The 16,042-nt window shown below is 70.3% G+C and carries 17 protein-coding genes; 11 read left to right on the forward strand and 6 right to left on the reverse strand.

The window, feature by feature from the left end; genetic code table 11:
• Position 1: 1 nt before the first annotated feature.
• From LFM09_RS36125 to fbp, 6 genes are all read left to right on the forward strand, one after another.
• On the forward strand, positions 2-184 hold the full coding sequence (locus LFM09_RS36125; RefSeq protein WP_414101092.1) for a hypothetical protein: 183 nt from the start codon (positions 2-4) through the stop codon (positions 182-184).
• On the forward strand, positions 181-456 hold the full coding sequence (locus LFM09_RS36130; RefSeq protein WP_414101093.1) for a DUF4342 domain-containing protein: 276 nt from the start codon (positions 181-183) through the stop codon (positions 454-456). Before LFM09_RS36125 ends, LFM09_RS36130 begins: the two co-directional genes overlap by 4 nt.
• Positions 453-1,100: a LiaF transmembrane domain-containing protein gene (locus LFM09_RS36135; RefSeq protein ID WP_414101094.1), complete on the forward strand. Its 648-nt coding sequence runs from the start codon at positions 453-455 to the stop codon at positions 1,098-1,100. The genes LFM09_RS36130 and LFM09_RS36135 overlap by 4 nt, the downstream gene beginning before the upstream one ends.
• Complete coding sequence (locus LFM09_RS36140) at positions 1,097-2,188, forward strand: AI-2E family transporter (RefSeq protein WP_414101095.1); 1,092 nt, start codon at positions 1,097-1,099, stop codon at positions 2,186-2,188. The genes LFM09_RS36135 and LFM09_RS36140 overlap by 4 nt, the downstream gene beginning before the upstream one ends.
• Positions 2,121-3,059 carry a hypothetical protein gene (locus tag LFM09_RS36145; RefSeq protein WP_414101096.1) on the forward strand — a complete coding sequence of 313 codons (939 nt, stop codon included), beginning with the start codon at positions 2,121-2,123 and terminating at the stop codon, positions 3,057-3,059. The genes LFM09_RS36140 and LFM09_RS36145 overlap by 68 nt, the downstream gene beginning before the upstream one ends.
• 104 nt (positions 3,060-3,163) lie before the next feature.
• On the forward strand, positions 3,164-4,282 hold the full coding sequence (gene fbp / locus LFM09_RS36150; protein ID WP_414101097.1) for a fructose-1,6-bisphosphate aldolase/phosphatase: 1,119 nt from the start codon (positions 3,164-3,166) through the stop codon (positions 4,280-4,282).
• 76 nt (positions 4,283-4,358) lie between these two features.
• Here fbp and LFM09_RS36155 read toward each other — a convergent pair whose 3' ends face one another.
• The 3 genes from LFM09_RS36155 to LFM09_RS36165 are packed head-to-tail and all read right to left on the reverse strand — an operon-like array spanning position 4,359 to position 7,765.
• Entirely contained in the window at positions 4,359-6,632 is a 2,274-nt protein-coding gene (locus LFM09_RS36155; RefSeq protein WP_414101193.1) for a heavy metal translocating P-type ATPase, read from the reverse strand.
• 25 nt (positions 6,633-6,657) lie between these two features.
• A complete protein-coding gene (locus LFM09_RS36160; protein WP_414101098.1) occupies positions 6,658-7,182 on the reverse strand; it encodes a flavodoxin domain-containing protein in 525 nt (174 codons plus the stop codon).
• 10 nt (positions 7,183-7,192) lie between these two features.
• Positions 7,193-7,765 (reverse strand): CBS domain-containing protein, encoded by a 573-nt coding sequence (locus LFM09_RS36165; RefSeq protein ID WP_414101099.1) that lies wholly within the window; start codon positions 7,763-7,765, stop codon positions 7,193-7,195.
• A 149-nt stretch (positions 7,766-7,914) separates the two neighbouring features.
• On the opposite strand from LFM09_RS36165, the gene LFM09_RS36170 reads away from it, so the two are divergent.
• Positions 7,915-8,385: a GyrI-like domain-containing protein gene (locus LFM09_RS36170; protein ID WP_414101100.1), complete on the forward strand. Its 471-nt coding sequence runs from the start codon at positions 7,915-7,917 to the stop codon at positions 8,383-8,385.
• Here LFM09_RS36170 and LFM09_RS36175 read toward each other — a convergent pair.
• On the reverse strand, positions 8,346-9,728 hold the full coding sequence (locus tag LFM09_RS36175; RefSeq protein ID WP_414101101.1) for a DUF4389 domain-containing protein: 1,383 nt from the start codon (positions 9,726-9,728) through the stop codon (positions 8,346-8,348). The two genes, LFM09_RS36170 and LFM09_RS36175, sit on opposite strands and share 40 nt — an antisense overlap.
• A 124-nt stretch (positions 9,729-9,852) precedes the next feature.
• Here LFM09_RS36175 and LFM09_RS36180 point away from each other — a divergent pair, with 124 nt between their 5' ends.
• A complete protein-coding gene (locus LFM09_RS36180) occupies positions 9,853-10,371 on the forward strand; it encodes a flavodoxin domain-containing protein (RefSeq protein ID WP_414101102.1) in 519 nt (172 codons plus the stop codon).
• Here LFM09_RS36180 and LFM09_RS36185 read toward each other — a convergent pair.
• A complete protein-coding gene (locus LFM09_RS36185; protein ID WP_414101103.1) occupies positions 10,340-10,795 on the reverse strand; it encodes an OsmC family protein in 456 nt (151 codons plus the stop codon). The two genes, LFM09_RS36180 and LFM09_RS36185, sit on opposite strands and share 32 nt — an antisense overlap.
• Before the next feature lie 10 nt (positions 10,796-10,805).
• Positions 10,806-11,687: a universal stress protein gene (locus LFM09_RS36190; RefSeq protein ID WP_414101104.1), complete on the reverse strand. Its 882-nt coding sequence runs from the start codon at positions 11,685-11,687 to the stop codon at positions 10,806-10,808.
• Between the two features lie 233 nt (positions 11,688-11,920).
• Between LFM09_RS36190 and LFM09_RS36195 the strand changes: the two genes are divergently transcribed.
• Genes LFM09_RS36195 through pflA form a run of 3 tightly spaced genes read left to right on the forward strand, consistent with a single transcriptional unit; the run spans position 11,921 to position 15,928 of the window.
• Positions 11,921-12,916, forward strand: a complete 996-nt coding sequence (locus tag LFM09_RS36195) for an Acg family FMN-binding oxidoreductase (RefSeq protein WP_414101105.1) — start codon at positions 11,921-11,923, stop codon at positions 12,914-12,916.
• Between the two features lie 34 nt (positions 12,917-12,950).
• A complete protein-coding gene (gene pflB / locus LFM09_RS36200; RefSeq protein ID WP_414101106.1) occupies positions 12,951-15,200 on the forward strand; it encodes a formate C-acetyltransferase in 2,250 nt (749 codons plus the stop codon).
• Entirely contained in the window at positions 15,197-15,928 is a 732-nt protein-coding gene (gene pflA, locus LFM09_RS36205; protein WP_414101107.1) for a pyruvate formate-lyase-activating protein, read from the forward strand. Before pflB ends, pflA begins: the two co-directional genes overlap by 4 nt.
• Positions 15,929-16,042 lie beyond the last annotated feature (114 nt).

The raw sequence follows: 16,042 nt of genomic DNA on the forward strand, positions 1-16,042 counted from the left end.
CGTGTTCCCCTTCCTGTTCGCAATTCGGCGGCTGAAGGAGAGCCTGCCCTTCGGCACCGGGCTCGTCGCAGAAGCCAAGGTGTGTTTCGTCACGGGGACCGAGGACCGGCCGGACAGGACCGAAGGTCACTGCCCCCGCCGCGTTCCTGGCGAGATCGTGGAGGTGGAAGGGAGACAGACATGACCGTGGAACAGGAAACCAAGGTGAGCAGGCTGCGCGGCGAGGCTCTCGTCCAGAAGGTCAGGGAGCTCATTCACGAGGGCAACGTCCGGCGTCTGATCCTCAAGAACGACAAGGGGCACACCGTCATGGAGATCCCGGTGACCGCAGGTGTCGTCGCCGCGATCGCCGCCCCGGTCGTCACCGCGATCGGCGCCGTCGCCGCGATCGCGAGCGACTGGACCATCGAGGTCGACCGCCGCACCGGCGACGCGCCGGAGGAGCCGGAGCCGTGAGACCCGTCCGCGTGTGGGTGGGGCTGGTGCTGCTGGCACTCGGTGTCTTCGGCATCCTCGACGCCACCGACGTGCTCGACTCCGGTGCGGCCGTGGGCCGCTGGTGGCCGATCGCGCTGGTGGGGCTCGGTCTCGTGGCGATGGCCGCGCAGCGCCGTGCCTCGCTCGGCCCGGTCGTCATCACGCTGGCCGGGCTGGTGCTGCTGATGGGTTCGCTCGGGTGGGCCACGGGTGACGTCCTGTGGCCGACGGTGCTGGCGTGCGCCGGGATCGCCGTGCTCGTGGGGCTGCGCAGGCACCACGGCACCCGCACGCCGGTCGCGGTGTTCGGCGGTACCACGACCCGTGAACGCACGCAGCACCTGCGGCACGCCGACGTCTCCGCGATCTTCGGTGGTGCCACGCTCGACCTGCGCCAGGCGCAGGTCGACAGCGAGGCGAGCATCGACGCGTTCGCGCTCTTCGGCGGTGTCGAGGTGCTCGTGCCCGAAGGGTGGCGCGTCTCCGTGGGCGGCTTGCCGTTCATGGGCGGAATCGTGGACAAGACCGAGAACGACGGCCTGAGCGACGACGCGCCGGTGCTGACCGTCAACGGCACCGCGCTGTTCGGCGCCGTCGAGGTCGCGAACCAGCCGAAGCGGTGAACGGGAACCTGCGCCGGTGGAGCCGGGGCGGCGCGGCCGCCCTGGTTCTGCTGGCGCTCGGCTACGTCGGATGGCGTGTCGTGGTGGCGCTCGCGGCCGTGCTGATCCCGGTGGCGGTCGCCGTCCTGCTGGCCGCGCTGCTGTGGCCCGCTGTGGCCTGGCTGCGCCGTCATCACGTGCCACGGGCCTTCGCCGCGGCACTGGTGCTGGTCACCTCGCTCGCGCCGCTCGGCACCCTGCTCGCCTTCACGGTCGACGCACTGATCAGCGGCGCGGGCGGGCTGGGCGCCGCGCTGCGCGACGCCCTCGGCAAAGGCCGCGACTGGCTCGTGCACGGTCCGCTTTCGTTGAGCCAACCGCAGATCGACGCCGCTCTCAACGACCTCGTGAACCTGGTCGCGGGTCAGAGCGAGCGGATCCTCGGTGGCGCCACGGCGACCGCGGCCGCGCTGGGCACCGCGCTCGCCGGCGTCGTGCTCAGCCTGTTCGCCCTGTACTTCTTCCTCTACGACGGCGACCGGCTGTGGCGTGGTGCGCTGCGCGCGGCGCCCGTGCACCTGCGCGACCGCGTCGACGGCATCGGCCGGAGGGTTTTCCACGCGTTGTCCGGGTTCACCAGGGCCACGCTGGCGGTGGCCGTCGTGGACGCCGTGGCGATCGGCGTCGGACTCGCCGTGATCGGCGTGCCGATGGTGGTTCCGTTGACGTCATTGGTGTTTCTCAGTGCGTTCGTGCCGTACGTGGGCGCTTTCGTCGCGGGGTGTGCCGCGGTGCTGGTCGCGCTCGTGACGGGTGGCCCGGTGACCGCGCTGCTCGTGCTCGCGCTCACCGTGGCCGTGCAGGAGCTGGAAGGTGAGGTCCTGCAACCGTTCCTGCTCGGCAGGGTCGTCCGGTTGCACCCGCTGACCGTCGTTCTCGCCGTCGCGACCGGCGTGGTGCTGGCCGGCGTCGTCGGAGCGTTGTTCGCCGTTCCCGTCGTGCTCGTCGTGCGGGAGATCTGGCATCGGGAAGGGGAAAGCCGTGAACCTGAAGCCACAGCAGAACGAGGCACTGCACCGGCTCACGACGCAGGGAGTGCTGTCGCCTGACCAGGAGACCGCCGTGCGCGAGGCGCTCACCGGCACGCAGGCGCCGTCACGGGTCGCCGACCGGATCGCGGAGGTCGCCGGCTACGTCGGCGGCGGCCTGGTGCTCGGTGGTGCCGCGCTGCTGCTGGGAGTGTCGTGGGACGACCTGTCCCGGCTCGGCCGCGCCGCCGTGCTCGGCGGTACCACGGTCGCGCTCGTCGTGGCGGCTGTCGTGGTCGCCGGTGGACTCACGGCGATGCGGACCGTTGAGCACCACCGCAGACGTGTCGTCAGCGCACTGCTTTCGCTCGCCGCGATCACTACCGCGTTCACCTCGGGCGCCGCAGCGACGTCCCACGAGGTGACCATCGGCAGCACCGCGGGACTCGCCGCCGCGATCCTGGCCTACGCCGTGGTGCCAACAGCGCTGGCGTACCTCACCACGGCCGCTGCGGCCGTCAGCACGGTCCTCGCGTGGGTCACCGAGTTCATTCCGGACAGTTCGGTTCCCGGTGGCGTCGCGTTGTTCCTGCTGGGCCTCGCCGGCGGGTGCCTCGCCCTGCTCGGAGTGCTGCGACCGGTACCGCTCGCACTCGCCACCGGTGCCGCGGTCGCGCTGTTCGGCGCACAACAACCGTTGGCAGGCAACGGCCCGGACCTCCTGACCTATCTGCTCACCGCCGGCCTCGCGCTCGCGTGCTTCGCGGCCTACCTCGGTGTGCGCACCACGGTTCTGCTCGTCGCGGGGGTCGTGGCCACCACGGTCGTGGTGCCGGAAGTGGTGTGGGACCTGACGGACGGCGCGGCGGGAGGCGGCGTGGTGCTTCTCGTGGCGGGTGGCGTGCTGCTGGCGACGAGCCTGGGGAGCCGCTGGTTGTGGCGCATCCGCTGATGGCCCAAGGCATGCGTCGAATGAGGGCCTTGGTCCCTCTCGCACCGAGGCCGCGAGGGAGACCGTGAGAACAGGAAGTCACGCGACTCGCCGGGAGGCGAAAAATGATCACACTGAGCATCATCAAGGCCGACACGGGCGGCTTCGTCGGTCACTCCGCGGTGCATCCCGACATGCTGGCCGCCGCACAGGAAGCACTCTCGACCGCGGTCGGGGACCACCTGCTCGTGGACGCGAAGGTCGCCAGCTGCGGCGACGACATCTCGCTCATCATGACCCACGAGCACGGCGCCGACGCGGAGCCGATCCACTCGTTCGCCTGGGACGTCTTCGGCCAGACCACTGCGATCGCCAAGCGGCTGGGTCTCTACGGCGCGGGCCAGGACCTGCTGTCCGACGCGTTCAGCGGCAACCTGCGCGGCATGGGGCCGGGGTACGCGGAGCTCGAGTTCACCGAACGGCCCAGCGAGCCGATCATCTGCTTCCTGGCGGACAAGACCGAGCCCGGTGCCTGGAACCTGCCGCTGTACAAGATGTTCGCCGACCCGTTCAACACCGCGGGTCTCGTCATCGACGCGAAGATGCACGCGGGTTTCCGGTTCGAGGTCTACGACCTGTACGAGGAGAAGAAGATCTGGTTCGACTGCCCCGCCGATCTCTACGAGATGCTGATGTACATCGGCGCACCGGCCCGCTACGTCATCCACTCCGTGCAGTCCAAGACACTCGACGAGCAAGCCGCCGCCACCTCGACCCAGCGGCTGTCGCTCATCGCCGGCAAGTACGTCGGCAAGGACGACCCGGTCATGATCGTCCGCGCCCAGTCCGGGCTTCCCGCCGTCGGCGAGGTGCTGGAACCGTTCGCGTTCCCCTACTCGGTCGCCGGGTGCATGCGCGGTTCGCACCACGCGCCGATGATGCCCGTCAGCATCCAACAAGCCCACCCCGCCCGCTTCGACGGACCACCGCGCGTCACCGCGCTGGGGTTCCAGGTGCGTGAGGGCAAGCTGATCGGGCCACGCGACATGTTCGACGACCCGTCGTTCGACCTGGCGCGGTCGCAGGCCAACGAGGTCATGGACTACCTGCGCAGGCACGGCCCCTTCGAACCGCACCGGCTGCCGCTGGAAGACCTCGAGTACACGACGATGCACCAGCTGGAGCAGCGCCTCGCCGCCCGGTGGGAACCGATGGCCCCCGCCCCACTGCCCGTCGTCCGATGACCCCGCAGCCCTGAGGGTCCCGGACTCACGATGAAGGGTTCTTTCCTCCACCTCAAGTGGAGGGAGGAACCCTTCATCAACCGCCCTGCTGGGAGTCGGTCAAGGCGAAGTAGGCCTCTTCCTCCTGGGCGAAGTGCAGGCGCAGCACGGCGTCCAGGCCGTAGAGGGTGGCTCGGAGGTCGTCGACGCTGCCGGTCGCGGGAGTTCCCTGCTCGGCCAGGTGCCGGCCGAGCCGGCGGGTGAGCCGTCCGATCTCGGCGTGTCCCCTGCTCATCGTCACGGTCGCCTCGGCGTCGCCGAACTCGGTGGCGAGAGCGGGGTACAGCTCCACCTCCTCGGCGAGTTCGTGCGGCAGCACCCTCGTCACCATCAGGTCGTGCGCCCGGCGCACCGCCGCGAGTGCCTCGTCGGTCAGACCCGAGCGCAACTCGTCGGCGGCGAACCGCACGGCTTCCCGCGCGGCACGCAGGTCCTCGTGCTCGGCGTCGAACCGCTGCAACAGCCGAGTCGTGTCCTCGCTGAGCCGCAGCCGCCGCACCGGCAGCAGTGCGCGCAACGAATGCAGGATCACCGCGGCGTCGATCGCCTCCTGCACCACCGCGCCGCCTACCGGGGCGAGCCACCCGAACGCCGCGAAGCCCATCGCGGCCAGCGCCAGACCCATCCCCCACATCGCGCTCTGCGTCGCGATCCGGCGTGCCCGTGCGGCGATCTCCACACCGTCGGCGAGCCGGTCGATGCGGTCGTCGAGGATGATCGCGTCGGCGGCCTCCACGGCCGCGGACGAGCCGCGGTTCCCCAGCGCCACACCGACACCGGCCGCGGCGAGCGCGGGTGCGTCGTTGATGCCGTCGCCCACCATGACGGTGAGACCCTTGGCGTTCTCGGCCTGTACGCGGTCCACCTTGTCCTGCGGTGTGCACCGTGCGACGACGTCGTCGAACCCGAGCAGCCCCGCCACGTCCTGCGCGACGGCGGTGCGGTCGCCGGTCAGCATCACGATCCGGTGCAGTCCTGCGGCGCGCAGCCTGCGCACCGTGCGAGCCGCGTCCCGGCGCACCGGATCCCGCAGCAGCAAAGCGCCGGCGACGTGGCCGTCGACCTCCACCCAGACCGCGGTCGCCGCGTCCAGCCCTGCTCGCACGACCACCGCGCGTTCCCAGTCGAGCGCCCCGCTCTCGTCGCGCCTGCCCACGACGACTCGCTGCCCGCCGACCGACCCGGTCACCCCGCGGCCCGGCTGCTCCCGCACGTCCAGCGCAGGCGGTGGCCGCAGTCCCGCCGTCGCGGCGGCCTCGACCACGGCGGCCGCGAGCACGTGGCTGGACAGTTGCTCCACCGCCGCCGCGACCTCGAGCACCCGCTCGGTCGTCCAGCCCGGCGCGCACACCACGTCCACCACCGCCGGATGACCCTCGGTGACGGTGCCGGTCTTGTCCAGCACGGCGATCTTCACGTGCCCCAGCGCTTCCAGTGCCTGGCCGTCCCGCATCACCACACCCGCACGCGAGGCGCGCGACATCCCCGCGGTGATCGCGACCGGCACCGCCAGCAGCAACGGGCACGGCGTCGCCGTGACGAGCACGGCGACCGCACGGACGGGGTCTCTGGCGAGCACCGCGGCCAGCGCGGCGACCAGCAACGCGAGCGGCAGGAAGAAGGCGGCGATCCGGTCGGCGATCCGCACGATCGGCGCGGTCGAGGCAGCGGCCTGCTCGGCGAGCCGCAGCACACCGGCGTACGTGCTGTCCTCCGCGGTGGCCGTGGCGCGCAGCTCGGCCGCCGCACCGGCCGCGACCACGCCGCTGCGGACCCGGTCGCCCCGCGGCCGGTGCACCGCGAGAGGTTCCCCGGTCAAGGCGGACTCGTCGAACTCCGCGTCGGAGAGCAGCATCGCGTCGACCGGCACGATCTCGCCGGGCCGCACGACGACGACATCGCCTGGGACGACCTCTCCGACAGGTACCCGTCGCAGTTCGTCGCCGACGCGCACCTGAACGAACCGCGGCGCGCGGTCGAGCAGCGCGCTCAGGTCCCGCCGCGCGCGGCGTTGCGCGAAGGCGTCGAGCGCGTGCCCGGTGCCGAGCATGACCGCGACCATCGCGCCCGCCAGGTACTCCCCGACCAGCAGCGTGCCCGTCAGCGCCAGCACGGCGAGCACGTCCGCGCCGAACCGCCTGGCGCGCAGGTCCGCCACGACCCAGGTGATCGCGGGCAGAAGTGCCGAGACGGTGGCCACCGCCCAGCAGATCCGGGCGGCACCGGGTTGCCAGAACCACAGCGCGCCTCCCACGACGGTCAGCGTCACCACCAGCGCGAGGAACGCGTGCCCCGCCCACCGCTTCGCCATCCCGAGCACAGTCTTCACAGCCGGGTCACCTGGCCGTGGTCTCGATGTCGGCCAGTGCACCGGCGATCGTGGTGGCCCACTGCTCGATCGCCTGCCAGTCGCGGAAGTCGCCGAACCGGCCGCCCACGGCGCGGAACACCAGCGCGCCGAACTTCCCGAGCATCTCCGCCCGCACGACGCCGCTGAACAGCCGGTGCTCGACCGGCGTGACGTCCTCGCGCAGATGCGCCAGGATCGCCGGTTCCTCCAGCCCCGCCCACTTGCGCAGCGGCCCGTGCAGAGAGCCCGGCAGGCCGACGCTGAACAACCACACGGGCTTGTCCACGAACTTCCGGCGTTCCCTGGACAGGAAGGCCGCACCGGACGGCAGCCAGGCCTGGTCGTGCACCGCGCTGCCGACGACGTAGGCGTCGTAGTTCTCCGCGTCGGTGACCTGATCCACGCTGGACGTGGCAACCACGTGCCCATGTGCGCGCAACACTTCCGCGATGCGCTGCGCGACGCCCACCGTCGAGCCCGCCGCGGTCGCGTAGGCCACCAGCACCTTCATGATCTCCTCCTCAGACGTCTTCGACGCAGGGCTGAACCACGACGGAACGCACTCCCGGCACGCTCTCGGCCAGCGCCGTCACGGCCTGCTCCTCCGCGCGGCCGGTGAACGGCCCCAGCACGGTGGCCGCTCCGGACACCACCACGACGTCCCACGGCCGCGCGCCGAGGTGGTCGCACAACAGCTTGCTGATCCGAGCCGCCGTCACCTCGTCCTGCGGAGTGAGCGCCCGCAGCAGGTCTCCGCGGCTCACCACCCCGACGAGCAGGCCGCCGGACACGACCGGCAGCGACCGGTAGTGGTGCCCGAGCAGCTGCCGCGCGATCTCGCCCACCGGCATCTCCGCCTCCACCGCCACGACGAGATCGCTCATGGCGTCGCTCACGTGGTGTGCGGCGCGGCGTGCCCGCAGCTCCTCGCGCAGCAGGTCCTCACCCGACACGACACCGACGAGCCGGCCGTGGTCGTCCACCACCGGCAATGCGGCGAAACCGTGCTCGGCGACGAGTGCTGCGGCTTCCTCGATGGACGTCCCCGGCGACACCGTCACCACGGGGGCGGACATCACGTCGAACGCACGCATCTGCACTCCTCCGTCCACTCAGGACAGCGGCCGGCCGTCCACGACCCCAGCCTCCGCCGCACCGCGGGCAGCCACCACCTCCTTGCGCCCCAGCGGCCATGGACCTTCGACCCTGCCGGACGAGGACATCGCGAACGACGCTCTGGTGCATGACATACGACATCACGCTCACCGAGCTCTCCCCCACGACGGCGTGTCACCTCAGGGTGCGCACGTCCGCCCACGACATCGCCGCGTCGGTAGGCGGCGGGCTGCAGAACCTCTACGAGTTCGCGGCCGCGGCGAACGTGACACCCTCGGGCCCGCCGCAGCTCGCGTACCCGGGACCGGCCACCGACGGCGACTTCGAGCTCGACCTGTACCTGCCGATCCCCGGCGAGGTCACCGGCGTTGCACCCGTCGACGTCGTCGACCTGCCGGGCGGACCTGCGGCGCACACGTTCCACAAGGGCGCCTACGACCAGATTCCCGCCGCGTACGAAGCCGTTCTCACGTGGGTCCACGAACACGGCCGCACCCCGTCCGGCCCGCCGAGGGAGCTTTACCTCAACGGACCGGACGAGGAGAAGAGCCCCGACGACTACGTCACCGAGGTCGTCGTGCCGTTGCTGCGGCGCTGAGCACCGGCAACGGCCACCGCGACCAGCACGACGCCCAGCAGGAACATCAGGCCCCCGCCGATCATCAGGCCGATGGACGCCGGACGCAGCGCCGGAACCTCGGCCTGCGCGGCGACGCCGGCGTCGACCACTCGCGAGCGGTCGGTGTTGAGCACCACCGCGGTCCAGCTGCCCTGCTCCGCGCGCCAGCTCACCTGACCGGTGCCCGACGCTGCCCAGAAGGTCTGCGCGGCAGGATCCGCCGGCGCACCACCGTCGCGGTGCCAGTACGTCACCCGGTCACCGGTCATGCTCACCTCGTCGTGCTCCACACCGGACAGGTAGCGCATGACGTCATCCGTCCGGCCGATGCCGATGAAGACGCCGTTGTCGGCCTTCAGCCGCACCTCACCGAGCCAGTTGTCCGCCAGCACCCAGTCGGCGTCCGTCCAGCGCAGCTCCAGCGTGCCGAACTCGATCGCGTACCCGTTGCTGTGGAACGACTCCGACCTCGTGCTCAGCAGTCCGGACGAGTCGCGCTGCGTCTGGTCGGCCCACAGACCGAACCCACCCGTGCCACCGACAGCACCACCGGTGATCAGCAGCAACGCCCCGATCACCACGGCGGTGACGCGACCGGCCGACCAGCCCTGTGCGGGCGGCGCCGGCGGTGGTGGTGACTGCTCGATCGTCGTCGTTCCCGCCTCGTCACCACCGGAGTCGAAGCGGAACGGCGGGTAGGAGTCGGTCATCAGGCCCGCGTAGGCCGCCACGCGCAACGCCCAGCGGTCCATGCCCAGCACGAAGTCGAACAGCCCCTGGGGGTAGCGGCCGGTGAACAGCAGCGCGATGCCCGCGAACAACGCCATCAGGCCGACCAGGCCGCCGCCGGAGTTGTAGATGGTCTCTCCGGTCTGGTAGGCGACGTAGCTGCCGCCGCCGACGAAGACTCCGACGATCAGGTAGTGCGGAATCGCGAGCAGCCACCACTTCACCAGGACGAGCCCTCGGGAGAGGTGCTCGGGGTAGGCGATGTCGAGAGTCGCCGGGTAGTCCGGCTCCCCGCCGAGGCTGAACGGCGGATACCGGTCCGTGGCCAGCGCCCCGTAGGTGTAGTACGCCACCCGCCACGTCCAACGCAGCACGCCGACGTTGAAGTCGAACAGGGCGCGCGGATAGCGGCCGGTGAACAGGATCGCGAAGAACGCCACCACGCTGAACAAGACGAACCCCAGCCAGAGGAACGCCAGCACCAGGTAGTGCGGAATCGCGAGGAACCACTTGACGAGCCACAGCCAGCGACTCAGACCGGGCTCCAGCCGTGCGTGCACGTGCACCGGATAGCTGGTGGTAGCAGTAGTCATCGCTGCCTCCTTTCTCACTGCCACCGTCACGCAGATCCGCGGGCGCGGGCAGTACCGCGCGACCCTTCGGCACACAGACCTAGGGCCCTGTTCCCTCCGGTGAGGGGAGGCAGATCGTGGTGGTATGACTGATGTTCTGGTCGCGTACGCGACGAAAATGGGTTCCACGAAGGAGATCGCCGAGGCGATCGGGGAACGGCTGCGCACGGCGGGACACGAGGTGACCGTGCTCGACGCCGCGGGGGTCCGTTCGGTCGAGTTCCACAGCGCACTGGTGCTCGGCAGCGCGCTCTACGCCGCCCGCTGGCGTCGCGAGGCCGTGAAGTTGCTCAAGCGCAACGAGAAGCTGCTGATGGATCGGCCCACGTGGCTGTTCCACAGCGGTCCGCTCGGCACGGAGCTCGCACCGCAGCGTGCACCGCGCAAGGTGCGGGAGATCGCCGCGCGCATCGGCGCCGACGAACCGGTGACGTTCGGCGGCAGGCTCACCGCGCAGACCGCCACCGGCTTCATCGCGAAGAAGATGGCCCAGGGTGCGATGGCGGGCGACTTCCGGGACTTCGACGAGATCCGCGCCTGGGCCGACCGGATCGCCGCACAGCTCGCCGACGTCACCACTCCGGTTCCGCCGGCGGGAGCGTGACGACACCCTCCGGCTGCCCCTCGTGGACGCGGATCTCGATCCGCGGCGGCTGCCGGAGGGTGTTGTGCACGGTGCAGTGGTCCACGACGGCGTGCAGCGCCTGTCGTTGCCGCGGCGTCAGGTCCTGGGCCGGGTCCACGGTCAGGCGCATGCGCCCGATCCGCGCTGGGCGGTCGGCCGCCATGCCGTACTCGGCCACGACCGTGAGCCCCTCCCTCGGCAGGCCGTGCCGGTGCAGGTACCCGCCCGCGTAGTGGGCGACGCACGTGGCGAGCGACGCGGCGAACAGCTCGACCGGGGACATGCCCCGGTCGCTTCCGGGCTGGTCGGTGTGCAGCTCGTGCGCCCGCAGCAGGACGGCGTACTCGTCGCCCTGGACGTGACGCACCCGGACCCTCTGGTGCAGGGGAGTTTCCGCAGTCATCGCGGACCTGTCACTTCTTCGGCGGACGCACGATCGCCAGCGGGCAGGGCGCGTGGTGTACCAGCGCCTGGCTGGTCGAGCCGATCAGCATGCCGACGAACCCGCCGTGCCCGTGGCTGCCGACGACGAGCAGCTGCGCTTCCGCTCCGTAGCGCATGAGCGCCCGCGCCGGCCGGTCCCGCAGCGCGATGCGGTTGACCACCACGTCGGGGTACTTCTCCTGCCAGCCCGCCAGGCGCTCGGCGAGCAGCCGCCGTTCGTCCTCTTCGACCTGTCCCCAGTCGATTCCCAGGCGCGACAACGTGTACGCGCTGTCGGCGGCGAAGTCCGTGACGGTCATGATCGCGGTCAACGAGGTGTTGCGCAGCGAGGCCTCCTCGAACGCGAACGCCAGCGCGGCCTCGCTGGTGGGCGAACCGTCGACGCCGACGACCACGGGGCCGTCGGGAACCGCGGGGCCGCGCACCACGACGACCGGGCTCTGGGCGTGTGCCGCCAGTGCCACCGCCGTGGAACCGATGAAGAGGCCGGTCACGGTGCCGAGTCCCCGCGAGCCGACCACCACCAGCCTGGCGGTCTTCGACAGCTCGATCAGCAACGCGCCCGCGCCGCAGCAGAGGACCTCGGTCGTCACCTCGACCTCGGGGGCGGCCGCTCGTGCCGCTGCTCTGGCCTCCTCCAGCCACACACGGCCCTGTTCCTCCATCGCGTGGCGGATGTCGTTGCCGATGAGCACGACCTCGGGATAGCCGCGGGTCGGCAGCATGAAGGCGTGCACGAGCAACAGCGGCACCTGAAGCCGTGCGCACTCCTGTGCGGCCCAGCCGGCTGCGGCGAGCGCCGAGTCCGAGCCGTCGACACCGCACACGATCGGGGCGGATGGGGCTTTCATCGTTGTCCTCCAGTCAGAAGGCGGGCGTGGATCACACGCTACGAATCGGAAAGCCGCGTGGAAGCTGCCGTTGGTCCCGCGCCGGGCGGGCCCTTGGCACCCGCCACCGGGCTCCACCGGACGGGACCCGCCGATCCCGGTCAGGTCGGGACCTTCGACGGTGGGACCACGCGGTGACCGCACGGACAGTTGGGAGACGGAGAGTTCGACCGCGACACGAAGAGGTGAAGGACATGGCCGAGGTGCCCGAGGCGCTGGGGCTGGCGTCAGAACAGGTCCACCAGGTGCTCGAGGCCGCCTCGCTCGCGCCGTCCGTGCACAACACGCAGCCCTGGCGGTTCCGCGTGCTGCCCGACCGGATCGAGCTGCATCCCGACCCGTGCCACCGGCTTCCCGCCACTGACCCCGACGACCGCGAACTGCGGTTGTCCTGCGGTGCGGCCCTGTTCAACATGCGGCTGGCACTGCAGGGCCTGGGTCTGCGGCCGCTCGTGTCGATGATGCCGGGCCAGGACGCACCCGGTGCGCTGGCGATCGTGCGGCGTGGCGGCACGATGCCGCTCGACGACGAGCACCGCGCGCTGCTCAAGGCGGTTCCCCGTCGCCGCACGAACCGCAGGCCGTTCCACGAAGCGCCCGTCGACCCGCGCCAGCGTCACGCGCTGGTGCGAGCGGCCGAACTGGAGCGCTCGTGGCTGCACCTCGTCTCGAGTCGTGAGGAACGTGCCCTGCTCAAGAAGTTCGTGCAGCAGGCGCACGAGATCCAGCTTCACGACAAGACCGTGCAGGCCGAGCTCGCGGCGTTCACCGGGCAACGGCCCGGCGCGAACGACGGCATCCCACCGGCTTCGGCGGGTGTCCGCCCGGAGCTGCAGGACGAGTGGGTCTTCCGCAACTTCCAGGGACCCGAACGCCTGCCCGGCAAGGACTACGAGTCCGACCCGCTGATCGTCGTCCTCTGCTCGTTCTACGACGGACCGCTCGGCGAACTGCAAGCGGGACAGGCGATGCAGCGCGTTCTGCTCGCCGCCACCGTGCGCGGGTTGTCCGCGTCGTTCCTGTCGCAGCCGGTCGAGGTGCGCAGTGTCCGCGAGCAGCTGCGACGCTCGCTCGGCGGCATCCTCGTGCCGCAGACCGTGCTGCGACTGGGATTCAGCACGCCGGTCCCGGCGACACCGCGTCGTCCCGTCTCCGAACTGCTGATGGAGCCCAAGGGCTGCAGGTCGTGAGTGGACTCCCGACCAACCCACGAGGAGGAGCTCGATGACCGCCACGGCGGAACGTCTGACCACCGCCTGGCGCGGATTCCGCGCGGGGCCGTGGTGCGATGAGATCGATGTGCGTGGCTTCATCCAGGCCAACTACACGCCGTACGAAGGCGACGCCGAGTTCCTGTCCGGTCCGACACCGCGCACGACCGCGTTGTGGCACCGGTTGACGGACATGTTCGTGGACGAACGTGCCCGCGGGATCTACGACGTCGACGCGAGCACCCCGTCCTCGATCACCGCGCACCGCCCCGGCTACATCGATCGCGAGCAGGAACTGGTCGTCGGCCTGCAGACCGACGCGCCGCTCAAGCGCGCCATCATGCCCACCGGCGGCCTGCGCATGGTCGAAACCAGCCTGAAGACCTATGGCTACCAGCTCAACCCGCAGGTGGAGGAGATCTTCACCAAGTACCGCAAGACGCACAACGACGGCGTGTTCGACGCCTACACGGCGGAGATCATGCGAGCGCGCAAGGCCGGCATCATCACCGGTCTCCCGGACGCCTACGGGCGGGGCCGGATCATCGGCGACTACCGGCGCGTTGCGCTCTACGGCGTCGACCGTCTCGTCACGGCGAAGCGGGCCGAACGCACGGCTCTGGACGGGTTGATGTCCACGGAGGACGTCATCCGGGACAGGGAGGAACTGGCCGAGCAGATCCGTGCGCTCGGCGAGCTCCGCAGCATGGCCGCGTCCTACGGTCACGACATCTCCGGCCCGGCGACCAGCGGCCGCGAAGCCGTGCAGTGGCTGTACTTCGCCTACCTGGCCGCGGTGAAGGAGCAGAACGGCGCGGCGATGTCGCTGGGCCGCACGTCCACGTTCCTCGACGTCTACCTTCAGCGCGACATCGACGAAGGTGTGCTGACCGAGCGTGAGGCACAGGAGCTCGTCGACGACCTCGTCATCAAGCTGCGGATCGTGCGGTTCCTGCGCACGCCGGAGTACGACCAGCTGTTCTCCGGCGACCCGACCTGGGTCACGGAGTCGATCGGCGGAATGTCCGACGACGGACGCCCGCTGGTGACGCGCACGAGCTTCCGGTTCCTGCAGACGCTCTACAACCTCGGCCCGGCACCCGAACCGAACCTGACAGTGCTGTGGTCGCCACACTTGCCCGACGGCTTCAAGCGGTTCTGTGCCAAGGTCTCCGTCGACACCAGCTCCATCCAGTACGAGAACGACGACCTCATCCGGCCGCGGTTCAGCGACGACACCGCGATCGCGTGCTGCGTGTCGGCGATGAAGGTCGGCGAGCAGATGCAGCTGTTCGGCGCACGCGTCAACCTCGCCAAGGCGTTGCTGTACGCCATCAACGGTGGCCGCGACGAGATGACCGGTGTCCAGGTTGCACCGGCGTTCCCGCCGATCACCTCCGAGTACCTGGACCACGACGAGGTGCGGGCGGCGTTCGACCGGATGACCGACTGGCTCGCGAAGACCTACGTCGAAGCGCTCAACATCATCCACTACATGCACGACAAGTACGCTTACGAACGCATCGAGATGGCGCTGCACGACCACCCGGTCCAGCGGCTGCTCGGCTGTGGCATCGCGGGCCTGTCGGTGGTGTCGGACAGCCTGTCGGCGATCAGGTACGCCAGGGTGCGGGTGATCCGCGACGAGACCGGCCTCGCGACCGACTACGTGGTGGAGGGTGACTTCCCCAAGTACGGCAACAACGACGAACGCGCGGACGCGATCGCCGTCGAGCTGGTCGAGGAATTCATGCGCAAGGTGCGGCAGTACCCCGCGCACCGCGGCGCCGTGCACTCCCAGTCGGTGCTCACCATCACGTCGAACGTGGTCTACGGCAAGCACACCGGCAACACCCCGGACGGCCGCCGCGCGGGTGAACCGTTCGCGCCGGGTGCGAACCCGATGAACGGCCGCGACCGGCGCGGACTCGTCGCGGCGGCGTTGTCGGTGGCGAAACTGCCGTACGACCAGGCCCAGGACGGGATCTCGCTCACCGCGAGCATCACGCCCGTAGGTCTGGGGAGAACAGAGGACGAGCAGGTGACCAACCTCGTCGGCCTGCTCGACGCCTACACCGACGCCGGCGGGTTCCACCTCAACGCCAACGTGCTCAACCGCGAGACCCTGCTCGACGCCATGGCGCATCCGGAGAACCACCCGCAGCTGACCATCCGCGTCTCCGGCTACGCGGTGAACTTCATCCGGCTCACGCCCGAGCAGCAACGCGACGTCATCAACCGCACCTTCCACGAGTCGCTGTGACCACCACCGGATCAGTCCACTCGTGGGACATCTCCACCGCGGTCGACGGACCGGGCACCCGCTTCGTGCTCTTCCTCAGCGGGTGCCCGCTGCGCTGCCTCTACTGCGCGAACCCGGACACCTGGCACATGCGCGACGGCCACCGCATGACCGTCGACGAAGTCATGGCAGAGGTCGCGAAGTACCGGCGGTTCATCGAGGTCGCCGGCGGCGGGCTGACGCTCACCGGTGGAGAACCGTTGCTGCAACCGGACTTCGCCGCCGCCGTGTTCCACCGCGCCAAACAGCTCGGCCTGCACACCGCGCTCGACACGTCCGGGTTCCTGGGTGCGCGGGCGTCCGACGAGCTCCTGGCCGACACCGACCTGGTGCTGCTGGACATCAAGTCCTGGGACCCGGCCACCTATCGGCACGTGACTAGCGGCGAGGTCGCGCCCACGCTGCAGTTCGCGCGTCGGCTGTCGGCGCTGCGCAAGCCGATGTGGATCAGGTTCGTGCTCGTGCCCGGGCTCACCGACGAACTCGACAACGTGGCCGGCATCGCGTCGTTCGTCAGCACCCTGGACGCCGTCGAACGCGTCGAGGTGTTGCCGTTCCACAAACTCGGTGCGCCCAAGTACGCGGCCCTCGGCATTCCGTTCCCGCTGGCCGACGTCCCCACGCCCGACGCCGAACTCGTGCGGCGGGTGCGCGACCAGTTCGCCGGCTGCGGGGTCCCGGTCAGCTGACCGGGAGCCGGGCGCGGTGGAAGTCGAAGTGCCGCACCGGGAAGCGGTACAGGTCCGCCACGGACATGAACTACCAATGTGCAACAGTGATCCAGCCTCCATCGGAGTAGCCCA

It is taken from the genome of Lentzea alba, from assembly GCF_047445655.1.
Lineage (GTDB): Bacteria > Actinomycetota > Actinomycetes > Mycobacteriales > Pseudonocardiaceae > Lentzea > Lentzea alba_A.